This is a genomic window from Pseudomonas sp. NPDC090201 (assembly GCF_044746825.1).
Taxonomy (GTDB): domain Bacteria; phylum Pseudomonadota; class Gammaproteobacteria; order Pseudomonadales; family Pseudomonadaceae; genus Aquipseudomonas; species Aquipseudomonas putida_AD.
Map to the genome: position 1 here is coordinate 151,011 of NZ_JBIVCX010000002.1, position 13,405 is coordinate 164,415.

The following is a 13,405-nucleotide window of genomic DNA, read 5'->3' on the forward strand; positions in this document are numbered from 1 at the left end:
AAAGTCGATGAGTGCGCATTGGCGTTACCTGGATACCCCACCGGCGTTGCCGGGCCTGTTCATGCAAGCGGCGCTGCGGCGCAAGGTCAGCGGTACGCAGTTGCCCGATCAGGGGCTGCGCTGCTGGGTCTCGGTGGATCCGCAGAAGGTCGAGGCCTTCGCCAAGGTCTGTGGATATGTTCCGGGCAGCCTGCTGCCGCCGACTTATCCACATGTGCTCGCCTTCCCGTTGCAGATGAAGCTGCTGACCGACAAGGACTTCCCCTTCCCGCTGCTGGGCCTGGTGCACCTGCAGAACCGGATCAGCATCCGTCGCCCGCTGGGCAACGTGATCAAGGCGCAGGTCAGCGTGCGCGTTGCCCGTCTGCGGCCCCACGCCAAGGGCGCGACGTTCAGCCTGATTACCCAGATCGAGGACGCGCTGGGCCTGCTGTGGGAAGAAGACAGCACCATGCTCTGCCGAGGCGTGCAGATACCCGGCGACGTCGAAGGCGCCTACGAGCCCGCGCCCCTGCCCATGACCGAGCTGGCGACCTGGTACGCGCCGTCCGACATAGGCCGGCAATACGCCAAGGTCAGCGGCGATTACAACCCGATCCACCTGAGCGACAGCAGTGCGAAGCTGTTCGGCTTCCCCAAGGCCATCGCCCACGGCCTGTGGATAAAAAGCCGCGCCCTGGCGGCGCTGGACGATCACTTGCCGGCGTCGAATGTGGATATTTCGGTGGAGTTCCAGAAGCCCGTGCGCCTGCCCAGTGAAGTGACGCTGTCGGCCAGCGCGGCAGGGTCTCATGGGCAGTTGAAGGTCCAGGGCAAGGAAGGGATCGTGCATATGATCGGGACGTGGCAGCCTGCATCTGATTGATAACCTGTAGGAGCGCGCTTGCCCGCGACGCTATCTTTCTGCCCGATATGTACCGCCTGACACACCGCCGTCGCGGGCAAGCGCGCTCCTACGGGGGGCGGGGCTTGATTCCGCCATCCATCCCCCTGAAGCTACGCACCTTCAGGAGACCTGCCCATGAACCTCGACGAACTCACCCAACGCCTGCATCGCATCCGCGATACCAACGACTGGCGGCAATTCCACAGCCCGAAGAACCTTGCCATGGCCGCCAGTGTGGAAATGGCCGAGCTGGTGGAGATCTTCCAGTGGAAAACCGAGGACCAGTCACGCCAGTTGCCCGCTGACGAACTGGCTCATGCCGGACAGGAAGTGGGTGACATCGTGCTGTATCTGCTGCTGATGTGCAGCGAACTGGGGCTGGACATGAACGAAGTGGTAAGCGCCAAGCTGGCCGACAGCGAGCGGCGGTTCGCCAAATGAGTGATCGTCATTTCGACCAGCTGGCGACCCGTTTCGCCGAGAAGATCTACGGCGGTGCCAAGGGCGCGATTCGCCTGGCAGTGTTGCAGGCGGATTTGTCCGAGTGCTTACCGGATCGCCCATTGAAAGTGCTGGATATCGGCGGCGGATTGGGCCACATGTCGTTGTGGCTGGCTGAACGGGGCCACGACGTTACGTTCACCGAGCCTGCCGAACCGATGCTTGAAGGCGCGCGCCAGCGCTTTGCCGAAGCCGGGCAGACCGCGACCTTCATCCAGGCGCCTTGGCAGGATCTGCCAAGCCTGTTGAGCGAGCCCTACGATCTGGTGATCTGCCACGCAGTGCTTGAATGGCTCGCCGAGCCGTTCACCATCCTGCCCGTGCTACGCCAGTTGACCCGCGCCGACGGCTGGTTGTCTCTGGCGTTTTACAACCGCGACGCGCTGATCTACCGCAATCTGCTCAAGGGCCATTTCCGCAAGATGCGCAAAAACACCATGGCCGGTGAAAAACAGAGCCTGACCCCGCAACAACCCCTTGATCCGCGCGAATTAGCGGCGCAACTTGAAGGTATGTGGCGAGTCGAAACCAGAAGTGGCGTTCGGGTTTTCCACGACTACATGCCCGTGGAATTCCAGGCCAGAGCCGAGCTTGCCGACCTGCTGGAGATGGAACTCGCGCACCGACGTCACCCAGGCTTTGCCGGATTGGGACGCTATCTGCACTGGATGTGCCGACCTGTTTGAGGCTACTTGCGGAGACCATCATGAAACGCCGTCTTGCTTTGCTCGCCCTGTGCGCAGGCCTTGCTGCCTGCCAGAGTCAAAACCCGTACCGCGCCGTCTCCGCCGCGATCCCGCCTGCACCGCCGCAAGCGGCCAACGTCCTGGACATGAGCGCCTACCCTGCCGCGCCCCGGGATTTCGGCCGTTATCGCAACTGGACCTGGCTCAACAACCAGTTGCCGCCGGGTACCCAATGGGCCGATTCGGCGCAACTCGCCGAGGCGGTCAGCAACGGGCTGGATCAGCGTGGCTTGCGGCCTTCGCGCAATCCCCAGGCGGCCGACCTGAGCATCGCCGCCGACACCCGCGTGGAAACCCGGCTGCGCCAGGTGCGTGACGATTATTACGACCCGTACTATGGCGGCACGGGCGTGGGCTGCTACAACGGCTATCGCCACGGCTGCGGCGGTTACGCCAGCGTGCCCATCGTCAGAACCTATCAGGAGCAAGTGGTCGTGGTGCGCATCAGTATGTTCGATGCCCGCAGCGGCCAGCCCGTGTGGAGCGCCAGTGCCGAAACCGGCAGTGGCGGCGATCAGTCCGATCGCGCCAAAGCCCTGCGCCAGGCGGTACAGCAGGCTTTGACCGCCTACCCACCTACGTAATACTCGTTACGGTATCGGAGAGCCATCATGTTCCGCTGTATCGCTGTCGTGTGTGTTGCCCTGCTGCTCAGCGCCTGCCAGACCGATCGGGTCAATCGTGACTTCGACGCGCAGCGGGACTTCGGCGGGTATCGAACCTGGGCCTGGAAAGAGCCTGGCCTGCAATATCAACCCAATGATCCAAGGATCAAGAGCGACCTGACCGAGCAGCGCATTCGCCAGTCGGTCGGCGATCAGCTCGACCAGCGCGGCCTGCGCCCTGCCGCACCCGGCACCCGGGCTGACGTGCAGGTGCAGGCCTGGCTGATCGTCGAGGACCGCCAGCAGATGGTCACCACCAACTACGGCGGTGGCGGCTATTGGGGCAACCCGTGGGGCGGCTACTGGGGCGGCCCGATAGGCACCGAGACGCGTAATGTGAGCTACAAGGTTTCGACCTTGCAGATCGACCTGCTCGACGGCAAGGACGGCAAGCTGGTCTGGCGCGGCAGTACCGAACAGAGCGCCACCGACGGCAACGCCAACCCCGCAGCCCGCGAACTGGCGCTGCGCCAGACAGTGCAGAAAATCCTGCAGCAATACCCGCCGCATTGATGGCTTGATGCACACCATCCGTAGGGCGTGGTCGCCCCGGCGCTGTGGGAGCGGGCTCGCCCGCGAAAGCGGTGTGTCGTGCAACCTTGATGGCGACTGGCTGGACGCCTTCGCGGGCAAGCCCGCTCCCACAGAAGACAGGGGATATTCACAAGATTCGTGATCAACGCCAATCCCGTAGCAGCACGGCTTGCCGGAGGGGGCGATCTTGTGATGTTCAACGCATGACCCGGCACGCACGCAAAGCCTCAGCTAGACTCCCCCAACAACGAGGGTGAGTAGCGACGGCTTTGCCGAAGGAGTGCTGGATGTCTCCCCTGATGTACCCCTGCGCCCGCCGGGAGCGGCAGCGTGGTGCCATAGGATTGATGGCAGCGCTGACAATGGCCCTGGCCCTGTTGTGCACCCTGGTCGTGGTCGACAGCGGTCGGCTGTACATGGAAAAACGCACCTTGCAGCGGGTCGCCGACATGGCCGCGCTGGAAGCGGCGAGCCTGAACGGCAACTGCATCGGCGCAAGCTCCGCCAAGGCTTACGCCACCCAGAGCGCGACCCGCAACGGCTTCACCGTCATCGACGCCAGCCGCACCCTGACCACCCTGTGCGGCACCCTCGCGGTGGGCGCCAACAGCCGCCGGGCGTTCACCCTGGACGCCAGCAGATCCGACGCCATCCAGGTCACCGTCAGCCACTCGGTGCCGCGCAGCATCGCCGCCGGCATCGGCGCGATGTTCGGCAGCGCCACACCTGCCGATGTCGCACTCACCGCAGTGGCAGTCGCCGCCAAGCCGTCGCCGCCCATGGCGCAACTGACCATCCGCAGCTCGCTGCTGAGCGTGAACGTCGACCAGAGCCGCGCCAACTCACTGAATTCGGCCCTCAGCGCCCTGCTCGGCTCCACCGTCAACCTGAGCCTGGCCAGTTGGAAAGGGCTGCTGGACACGGACGTGAACCTGCTCAAGTTTGCCGATCAACTGGCCATCGCCCTGAACGTGAAGGCAGGCGACTACACCCAGTTGCTGGCCACCAACACCACGCTGACCAAGCTGATCGGCGCTTCCATCAGTGCCCTGCAACAGAGCGGCGCCACGGCGACCATCACCGCCGCCATCAACGGCCTGACCAGCCTGCAAACAGCGGTGGCGGGATCGGGCGCCGGGTCTTCGCTGGTCAAGCTGGGGGACCTGCTCAATGTGCAGAGCGGCACGCCCAGCGCGGGGCTCGACGCCGGGCTTCAGGCGTTTCAACTGGTGCAGACCCTCGCGCAACTGGCTAACAGCAAGAACGCTGCGGCCATCACCCAGTCGATCAGCGTGCCGGGCCTGGCGCTGATTTCGGCCAAGGTCAAAGTGATCGAGCCGCCGCAACTGTCGGCGGTGGGCAACCCGCTGCTGGCCAAGGCAGACCCGATGGGCGCCAACCGGATCTACGTGCGTACCGCGCAGGTCCGGGCGCTGGTCACGGTCGATCTGCCGCTGCTGACGGGCGTGGTCGGCCTGGTCAACACAGTGGCGGGGCTGACCGGCCCGCTCACCTCCACCGTCAACGGCCTGCTGAACCTGAACCTGAGCGCGGTCGGCTGCCTGCTGGGCACCAAATGCACCCAGACCGATCCGCAAGTGCTGCCCAATGGGGTGAAGGTCTCGTTGGGACTGGAACTCGCGGCCGCCAATGCCCACGTCACCGACGTCAACTGCACCACCGACGCCACCAAGACCCTGACCACCCAGACCAACACCGCCCTGGCGACGGTCAGGGTCGGGACCATCGACGAGACCACCTTCTTTTCGAGCCTGACGCCGACCAATGCCGACCCGCTGGCCATCGTGGACATCGGCACCAAGGCCTGCAGCAATCTGCTGCTGATTCCGCTCACCTGCGATCCGCGCAAGCCCTTCGCGGCCGGTGGGCTGGGGCTGACGCTCAATACCTCGCTGGTCGGCAACGCCGCGCCATACACCTACGTGTTCAATCAGCCGCCTGAATTGACCAAACCGCCGGCCATGCAACCCGCGCCGCCCAACGACATCGTCAACAGCCTGAGCACGACGCTGTCGGGGATCAGCATCAACCAGTTCGGCCCCAACGCCAATGCCACGGGGCTGGGAGCGCTGCTCAATACAGTGGCCAGTACGTTTAGCGGTGTCACCAGTCTGGTCGGTGCGCTCATCAAGAGCACCCTGAGCCCGCTGCTCGATCCGTTGCTCAACAGCCTGCTGAGTAATTTGGGGATTGATGTGACCAACATCGATATCGGCGCCAACCTCAGTTGTCATCCAGGGCAGGCGCAGTTGGTCATCTGACACCGATCCCGTTGGCACAACCACATTTCCTGTAGGAGCGCGCTTGCCCGCGACGGCGGTGTGTCTGCCAAGCATGTATTGCCTGACACACCGACGTCGCGGGCAAGCGCGCTCCTACAGGTGGTGGCGCATGTTTCGGGCGGGTGTCACATCAGCGCGATGGGCAAGGCGATGCGGAAACAGGCGCCTTCACTCGCGTTGCTGACGCTCAGCCGCCCGCCCATCTGTTCGACGATGCCATAACTCACCGACAACCCCAGCCCGGTGCCCACGCCCACCGGTTTGGTGGTGAAGAACGGCTCGAAAATCCGCTCCAGCAACCGTGGGTCAATACCGCCGCCGTTGTCCTCGACCACCAGCCACAGCGTCTGGTCATCCTGTTCCACCCGCAACGCGATCCAGGGTTCGAAATCGCGGTCCTTGTCGCGTTTGGAGAGCAATGCATCCCGGGCATTGACCATCAGGTTGATCAGCACCTGTTCAAGCTGATCCACATGCCCGCGCACCTGCACCCGCTCACCGTACTCGCCCACCCGCAGGTCGACGCCCTTGCCTTTCATGCCCTCGGTGAGCATGTTCAGGGTGCCTTCCACCGCCTCGATCGGGTCGAACAATTGCTGCTCGATTTCCGAGCGTCGGCCGAACACACGCATGTGGTTGACCACCCGCGCCGCGCGCTGGACCTGGGCGTCGATGCGGTTGAGTTTGTCGGTCAGGTAGTCGATTTCCACCTCGCCGTTGCTCAGGCGCTTGAGCACGTTGACCACCGCCATGCGCATGACGTTGAGCGGCTGGTTGATCTCGTGGGCAAGCCCGGTCGCCATCTCACCCAGTGTCGCCATTTTCGCGCTCTGGTTGAGCTGCATGCGGGTGCGGCGGATTTCCGTGTTGTCGCGGCCCACGGCCTGGATTTCGATCAGTTCGCCGGCATCGTTGAACACCCCACGGTCGGCCCAGATCCACCAGGCGTGCTCGCGGCCCGGCAGTTCGAGGCAGATCTCCGCCGTGCTCATCGGCGATTCAGGCGTCAGGTCGTCGATACGCCGCAGGAAGGCCTCCTTCTGCTCGGCGGAAAACCATTCGCCCAGATTGACCCCTGGCAGTTGCGCGGGGGTGCATTCCAGGTAATCGGCCAGAGGCCGGTTGCCGAAGTTCAGGATCAGGTCCGGGGTGTAGCGGCAGATCATGGCCGGGGAATCTTCCACCAGAATCCGGTAGCGCTCTTCGCTCTCACGCACGCGCTCGGTGGCTTGAGTGGCGTCCGTCACATCCAGCCACAATCCCACCGCCTCCACCGGCATGCCGAGGTCATCACGCAGCAGCCGCGCCTCGTCCAGCAGCCAGTGGTAGCTGCCCTTTTTATCGCGCAGACGATAACGGCAACTGACCACGCCTTCGCGCAGCAGCTGACGGGTGCGCTGGAACCAGATGTCGCGGTCATCGGGGTGAATGTACTGGGTGAGCTGGCCATCGCTGCACTCGGCCTGGGTCCAGCCCAGCAGCGGCGTGAGGCTGGCGCTGAAGAACGTCGGCTCAAGGCTGCCGTGGTCGTAGCCCAGCACATAGATCACCGCAGGGGAGCTGGCGATCAGGTTATCGAGACGGGCGTGGGCGGCGGCGGCCTGGATTTCCTGGTTCTTGATATCGCTGACATCGAGCATGAAGCCCAGCACCCGACGCACCTGCCCGCTGACCAGCACCTGCCCCTGGATCCGCAGCCAGACCGGCGCCTGACCCGGATCGTCCTGACGCAACCTCACGCAGGACAGCATGGCGGTGCCGTGGTCACGCAAAAGGCTGAGGCGGCTTTCCAGTTCGTGGCGGTCAGCCGGATGAATCAGTTGCAGCCAGGCGTCCAGCGCCAGCACATCGCGAGTCTCGGGCAAGCCCAGGGTGCGCGCCAGTTGCGGGGCCAACTGGATGTCTTCGCCACCGGGCAGCAGCTCCCACCAGCCGGTGCCCAGCAGATCCTGCAACACTGCCAGGCGCTCCAACTGGTGGCGGTGCACCTGATCGGCCTGGCGGTAGAGAATGGGGCCGGCCAGCGCCGCACACAGGTTCATCCACTCGCGATCACCCAGCTCGGGGGCCTGATGCGCGGCGTTGTAGAAACCGAACAGCAGCCAGGCCTTGATCGAGCCTTCCTTGTGATGGGGCAACAGGAAACCCTCGGCGTTGCCGAAGGCACTTTGCAGGTGAACCTGGGCGACAGGTGCGCCGAAGTCGATCTGATGAGTGACGGTGCTGTTCAGTGAGTCGAGATCGGTGCCCAGGCGCTGGCCGTCCTGCCACAGCTGCGGCGCGGTCTGGGCGTTGTAGTGGGCATAGATGCGCCAGCCCACGCCGCCGGGCTCGGCCAGTGCCAAGGCCAGGCAAGGCACGCGGTAGTTCTGCGCCAGTTCTTCGAGCTGCTCGGCGGTCACCGCCTGCAACCGCTCCAGATGACATCCCCGGACCTTCTCGGCCAACTGCCCGGCCAGGCGCAGGCACTGCTGACGGCTCTGGGCCGCGCTGGCCTGCTCCATGAGGTCGCCGATATCCAGCAGTTGCAGCAGCCAGTCACTGCCCTGCGCCTGCACCCAGCCACGTGTGTGCAGTACCTGACCGTTGGGGCGCCTGAAATCCAGGTCGAGCATGTGGCCCAGCCAGTCCTGCGGGGTGCCCTCCACCACCAGTGCGCTGCTGGGCATCAGGTAGCCGAGCAGGCGCTGCGCCGGCGTCACGGCCCCGCTCACCCCCAGCGCCGTACGCAGCGCCTTGCTGATACCCGTGACCCGCCCCTCTTCGTCCAGCTGCATGTTCCAGTCGGCACTCACCGACGCAGGCTCGCTCACCTGAGGCAGGCGTTGCGGCGCGGGCTCGGCGGGCGCATCGGTTCGCCCCAGCCATCGATTGAGGATTTCGTTCTTAAGGGGCAAGTTGCAGGCTCGCTTCGGCTGAAAGGTAGGTCGGCAGATTCGGCACGTTGCCGATTCCGGGCAGGGTCATGACCGGCATGACCTGGGTCAGCTTGCTTTGCGGGTAATTGATGCGGACACTGAGCAGCTTGCCGTCGAAGGTCACCACGGCATCGGTGGCCACATTGAAGGCGAAGGCTGCGGGTATCCACGCCAGTTGGCTGCTCAGTACCGAACTGGCCTGGGTGGTGACCACGCTGTTGTAGTTGTTGACGCTGGGGCTGATGGCGACGCTCTGGCGCACGGCTTCGGCGGTGGCGTTGTTGAATGACTGCATCATCAACAGCGGCAGGCTGTAGGTCACCAGGCCATAGAAAATGCCGAAGAAAATCACGAACGCCAACGCAAACTCGATGGCAGCGGCGCCGTTTTGTCCTGCGGGGGAAAAGTTGCGTGAGGTCCTTCGCATGCCGACGTCTACCCTGACAGTGCTACCTTGCATGGAGCATAGATTCTTTCCGGAAAACAGGACGTTTTTTACCCGATGAATTTACTTTTCCTACTCATCTGGTTTGCCGTTTGCGCGGACCAGGATGCGCGCAGCAGAAGGGTTTCCAACTGGCTGACGTTCGGCGGTGCGCTGTTCGCCCTGATCTACCTGCTGAGCACCGGCACCAGTTGGCTGGGTGTGCCCATGGCGCAAACGGGCTGGGGCGTGGCCGTGGCGCTGCTGCTGACATTGCCGGGCTATGCACTGAACCGCCTGGGGGCCGGTGATGTGAAACTTCTCGTCGCACTGGCCCTGGCCAGCGGGCATCTGTACATACTTGGCACCTTCATCGGCGCCGGCGTGGCCAGCCTGGCCTGGCTGCTGGCGCGTCAAAAAGCCTGGCCCCTGCTCGCTCAAGGGCTTAGCAATCGCTACTCCAGGATGGCGCCGCAGGCGTCAAGCAAACAGCCCTTCGTGCCCTTTCTGTTCGCCGGTTTTCTGGTGATGGCGCTATGGCTCCATTAGTCGCATTGCCCGCTCTATCTATGTACATAGTCAGAAAGTGAGACTAGGTTTAGCCCTACGTCCGGACAGTGATAGTCCTACGAGGATTGCCGTGAAGGATTACATGGCGCCGGACCCGGTTCAGTTGTATTCGCAGCAGGGAGTAGCGGGTGAACAAGCATTCGGCAGTAAAGGTCCTGGTGGTCGACGATCAACCCCTGATCGTCGATGAGATCACTGAATTTCTGGAAGGCTGCGGCTATCGCTGCGCGCCTTGTTATTCGAGCCGCGAGGCGCTGGAGCGGTTCCGCGAGGACCACAGCATCGCCATTGTCCTGTGCGATCTGGACATGCCGGGCATGAACGGCATCGAGCTGGTGCAGGCGCTGAAAGTGCTGGCCGGCAAGACGCGCATCTTCGAATCCATCATGCTCACCGGGCGCGCCGAAAAGCAGGATGTCATCAAGGCCCTGCGTGCGGGCATCGCCGATTATTATCAGAAACCGGTCGATCTGAACGAGTTGCTCCAGGGCGTGCAGCGCCAGGAAGAGTCGCTGGAAGAGCGGGTCAAGAACGTCCAGCACCTGGGGCATCTGAACGACAAACTGCAGTTTCTGGCGGCGTCGATCGATGACCTCTGCCAGGACCTGGACAAGTCGCGCCAGGCCGCCCAGCCCGGTTTCGCCGAGGGCGACGGCGAGTTCGTGATTCCGGCCATCTTCGAGCAACTGTCGCCGCGTCAACTGGACGTGGCCAAGCTGGTCAGCCAGGGCAAGACCAACTATCAGATCGCCTGTGAATTGGGGATTACCGAGAACACGGTGAAGCTCTATGTGTCTCAGGTGTTGCGCCTGACCCACATGCACAACCGCACGCAACTGGCGCTGGCGTTATCGCCGACCAACGCGGCGGCCCGGGGGCGGGTGACCGCGCACTAGGTTCCCGGCTTTGTGGGAGCGGGCTTGCCCGCGAAGGCGGTGTGTCATACCGCCCTGATGGTGACTGACCGAACGCCTTCGCGGGCGAGCCCGCTCCCACAGGAATCGGCAAGCACAGGAACGGAATGGGTGTGCCAGCAAGAATTTGATCACACAGGCTTTAGTTGCCGCCCGAGCCGCCACTGCCTGACACGCTGCCGCCCTTCTTCTGCTCGAAGAACTCCGGAATCTGATGCTGATAACTGTCCAGCCAGCGCTGCATGCTCAGGTCGCGTTCAATGGGAGCGGCCGCTTGCGGGATGGGGGATGCGGCGTGGCCGCTGGCTTGCAGGTTGAGCCAGGTTTCGGTCTGCTTTTGCGAGGGCGAGGACGGCCCCGGCTCTATCCCCAGCGCCGTGCCGCAGATCACTGAAAGGCCCAGTGCACTGATGATGAACCGGTTCATGGCTGTCTCCCTGTGTCAGGCACGTCGCTCACCGCCGCCACCTTGACGGCCTTGATGGTCAGCCCTGCGGGGCTGGCCCTGAGTTTTTCCGCGCGGGCCTGGGCATCGTTGACCTGATCGGGCGTCAGGCCGCTGCGGGACACAAGCTCGGCGGCCTGGGTCCATTCATCCTGATAGATCAGCAAGGTCACCAGGTTCAACGCCGCCAGCGTGTCGGATTGCTTGAGCTCCATGGCCGTCAGAAACTGGAATCGCGCCTGATCGAGCTTGAGCTGGTTGAGATAGACCACCCCCAGATCGTTGCGAATCTTCTCGTCGGTGGGCGACAGCTTCACGGCAGCCTGCAAATGCATCAGCGCCTGATTGTTATCGCCCCGCGCCGCCGCCAACTGGCCCAGACCACGTTCGCCCTCGGCGGCCCGACAGGTGCCCAGCAGGCTCTTGTACAGCGGCTCGGCCTCGCGACTGCCCAACAGGCGCAGCACCCGCGCCTTGCGCAGGCGTACCTCGGGGAGCGTCGGCGGCAGGCTCTCCAGATGCGCCAGGCTCGCGTGCAGGCGGCCTTCGTCGGCCATGTCCTGGGCCATGTTCAACGCCAGTTCCTGATCGGAGCTGGGCTTGGCGCAACTGCCGCCACCAGCCTGGGCCAGCCACGGCGCCGAGCCGTCAGTGGCGCAGCCGCTCAGCAGGATGAGGCTCAACGCTGCAATCATTGCTTTCATTCAAACTCCCTAATGCGAAGTCAACGCCTTGCTGATCGCCATGAACCCGGGCCCCGCCAACACGATCAGCAAGGCCGGAAACAGAAACACCATCATCACCACCGACATCTTCGCCGAGAGCTTGGAGATGTACTCCTGCAACCGGGTGAGCCTGCGGTCATCGATCAATTGCTTGAGCGAAAGCAGCGACTTCATCGCGCCACCGCCCTGATGAATCAACTGGTTGAGAATCACGCAGGTGTCGCTGAACTCATCCACCGCCAGCAGCGTAGCGACCTTGTTCAGTTCGTTGCCCAGTTCCAGCCCCGAATCCACACGCACCAGCATCGCCCGCAGCTCCGATGCCAGCACCGGCAACAGCCGCCCGCCCTCATTGCTGAGCACTCGCAGCGCCTGCTCGACCGCCATGCCGGACTCGAACAGGATGCGCAGCAGCGGGATAAAAGTGGAAACCTCCACCACTACGCGTTTCTGCCGTGCAGAGGCCGCCGCGGCCAGAATCCGCTTGGGCGCCAGATAGCCCAGGCCCAGGGCAAAGGCCGGTGCCATGATCGGGTAGGCGGTGTCACTGAAGAACAGCGTCTGAATCAACACCACCACACTGAACGCCAACACCGGAATGCCCACCTGGCAAGCCGCGAACATCGAACGCTGGCTCGCCCGGCGCCAGCCGATGCGGTTGAGCAGTAGCTGGGTTTCGCTGTCCAGGCTCACCGAGCGCTGCCCGAAACGGCTGTCGCCCAACAGCCGCAGCAGGCTGCCGACACGGCTGTCGCGCCCCACCCGCCCCTGCAGACGCGACATCGCCAGGCGCTCGGCACGACGCTGGCGGGCCAGGGTCAGCAGCAGGAAAAACCCGGCCAGGGCGAACAGCAGCGCACTCAGCATCAAGGCCATCTCAGACGCTCCGCAACATGCGCCACAGCGCAAGGCAACCCAGGGTTTGCATCACGAACGCAACCGCAAGCATTTTCCATCCTGACTCGTCGTTCCACATGTGCAGCAAGTACGTCGGGTTGACCACCATGAAGTACCCCACCATGCCCACCGGCAGCAGCCCCAGGACCACCGCCGTCATGCGCGTTTCCCCGGTCATGGCCCGCAACTGGCGCGCACCCTGTTCACGCTCGCGGATCAACCGGATCAGGTTCTCCAGCAGCTCGCTGGCATTGCCGCCGTAACGGTGGTTGACCCGCAGCCCCAGGGCGAACAGCTGGAATTCGTCGCGCTCGTACAACTCGGCGAAATCCTGCACCGCATCGGGCAGGGTGATGCCCAACTGCACGTTGCGCTTGATCCGCGACATGGCCTCGCTCAGCGGACGGTCCGAAGCGTCGATGCTATTGAGCACCGCATCGCCCAGGGTGCGTCCGGACTTGAGGCTGCGCACCGTGTGATCGAGCAACTGCGGCAACTGGGCAATCATGCGCTGCATGCGCCGCCGGTAACGGAAGCTGACGTAAAAGCGCAGCACGATAACCGGCAGCAGAATGCCCAGCGCCAGACCAAAGCCGTCGTACATCGCATAGCCCAGCAGCATGGTCATCAGCCAGATCGTCAGGGCCAGCGGCAAGCGCTCGGTGGGACGACCCAGGCCGGCTCGCAGGAACGCCCGCTCGATGGCCGCCAGAGCAGGTCTGGCAGCGACTTTCTCGGGCTGCCCCAATGCCAGCCGGGCCATGATCCGTTCGTTGGCGCCCTTGTTCAGGCCGCGATAGAACAGATACAGCGACAGCCCTGTCAGCAGCATGAATATCAGCCCGAGGACGATGGCTCCCTTCACTGTCGGATCTCC

14 protein-coding genes are annotated in these 13,405 nt (G+C 63.8%); 8 read left to right on the forward strand and 6 right to left on the reverse strand.

Annotated elements, in window-relative coordinates:
• The first annotated feature begins 7 nt into the window (after window positions 1–7).
• The 6 genes from ACIPOO_RS06990 to ACIPOO_RS07015 all read left to right on the forward strand — a co-directional run bounded on the left by ACIPOO_RS06990 (window position 8) and on the right by ACIPOO_RS07015 (window position 5,614).
• Complete coding sequence (locus tag ACIPOO_RS06990) at window positions 8–865, forward strand: MaoC/PaaZ C-terminal domain-containing protein (RefSeq protein WP_400605400.1); 858 nt, start codon at window positions 8–10, stop codon at window positions 863–865.
• Window positions 866–1,021: 156 nt separating this feature from the next.
• On the forward strand, window positions 1,022–1,327 hold the full coding sequence (locus tag ACIPOO_RS06995; protein WP_274134111.1) for a nucleotide pyrophosphohydrolase: 306 nt from the start codon (window positions 1,022–1,024) through the stop codon (window positions 1,325–1,327).
• The gene (locus ACIPOO_RS07000; protein ID WP_400605402.1) at window positions 1,324–2,073 is read left to right on the forward strand and encodes a methyltransferase; all 750 of its coding nucleotides are present in this window, start codon (window positions 1,324–1,326) and stop codon (window positions 2,071–2,073) included. Before ACIPOO_RS06995 ends, ACIPOO_RS07000 begins: the two co-directional genes overlap by 4 nt.
• A 20-nt stretch (window positions 2,074–2,093) precedes the next feature.
• Window positions 2,094–2,717 carry a DUF4136 domain-containing protein gene (locus tag ACIPOO_RS07005; protein ID WP_274134109.1) on the forward strand — a complete coding sequence of 208 codons (624 nt, stop codon included), beginning with the start codon at window positions 2,094–2,096 and terminating at the stop codon, window positions 2,715–2,717.
• A 27-nt stretch (window positions 2,718–2,744) separates the two neighbouring features.
• Complete coding sequence (locus tag ACIPOO_RS07010; RefSeq protein WP_400605404.1) at window positions 2,745–3,311, forward strand: DUF4136 domain-containing protein; 567 nt, start codon at window positions 2,745–2,747, stop codon at window positions 3,309–3,311.
• A 308-nt stretch (window positions 3,312–3,619) separates the two neighbouring features.
• A complete protein-coding gene (locus ACIPOO_RS07015; protein WP_400605406.1) occupies window positions 3,620–5,614 on the forward strand; it encodes a pilus assembly protein TadG-related protein in 1,995 nt (664 codons plus the stop codon).
• Between the two features lie 146 nt (window positions 5,615–5,760).
• On the opposite strand, the gene ACIPOO_RS07020 is transcribed toward ACIPOO_RS07015, so the two are convergent.
• Together ACIPOO_RS07020 and ACIPOO_RS07025 are read right to left on the reverse strand one after the other, a co-directional pair.
• Entirely contained in the window at window positions 5,761–8,532 is a 2,772-nt protein-coding gene (locus ACIPOO_RS07020) for an ATP-binding protein (RefSeq protein ID WP_400605408.1), read from the reverse strand.
• Window positions 8,522–8,980 (reverse strand): TadE family protein, encoded by a 459-nt coding sequence (locus ACIPOO_RS07025; protein WP_400605410.1) that lies wholly within the window; start codon window positions 8,978–8,980, stop codon window positions 8,522–8,524. The genes ACIPOO_RS07020 and ACIPOO_RS07025 overlap by 11 nt, the downstream gene beginning before the upstream one ends.
• 75 nt (window positions 8,981–9,055) lie before the next feature.
• On the opposite strand from ACIPOO_RS07025, the gene ACIPOO_RS07030 reads away from it, so the two are divergent.
• Window positions 9,056–9,526: a prepilin peptidase gene (locus ACIPOO_RS07030; RefSeq protein ID WP_400605412.1), complete on the forward strand. Its 471-nt coding sequence runs from the start codon at window positions 9,056–9,058 to the stop codon at window positions 9,524–9,526.
• 149 nt (window positions 9,527–9,675) lie between these two features.
• Entirely contained in the window at window positions 9,676–10,443 is a 768-nt protein-coding gene (locus tag ACIPOO_RS07035) for a response regulator (protein WP_400605414.1), read from the forward strand.
• Between the two features lie 160 nt (window positions 10,444–10,603).
• Here ACIPOO_RS07035 and ACIPOO_RS07040 read toward each other — a convergent pair whose 3' ends face one another.
• Genes ACIPOO_RS07040 through ACIPOO_RS07055 form a run of 4 tightly spaced genes read right to left on the reverse strand, consistent with a single transcriptional unit; the run spans window position 10,604 to window position 13,393 of the window.
• The gene (locus tag ACIPOO_RS07040; RefSeq protein ID WP_274134102.1) at window positions 10,604–10,888 is read right to left on the reverse strand and encodes a DUF3613 domain-containing protein; all 285 of its coding nucleotides are present in this window, start codon (window positions 10,886–10,888) and stop codon (window positions 10,604–10,606) included.
• A complete protein-coding gene (locus ACIPOO_RS07045; protein ID WP_400605417.1) occupies window positions 10,885–11,610 on the reverse strand; it encodes a tetratricopeptide repeat protein in 726 nt (241 codons plus the stop codon). The genes ACIPOO_RS07040 and ACIPOO_RS07045 overlap by 4 nt, the downstream gene beginning before the upstream one ends.
• Before the next feature lie 9 nt (window positions 11,611–11,619).
• Window positions 11,620–12,507, reverse strand: coding sequence for a type II secretion system F family protein (locus tag ACIPOO_RS07050; RefSeq protein WP_400605419.1), 888 nt, complete (start codon window positions 12,505–12,507; stop codon window positions 11,620–11,622).
• A gap of 1 nt (window position 12,508) precedes the next feature.
• Window positions 12,509–13,393 carry a type II secretion system F family protein gene (locus ACIPOO_RS07055; protein WP_400605421.1) on the reverse strand — a complete coding sequence of 295 codons (885 nt, stop codon included), beginning with the start codon at window positions 13,391–13,393 and terminating at the stop codon, window positions 12,509–12,511.
• Between the last annotated feature and the right edge of the window lie 12 nt (window positions 13,394–13,405).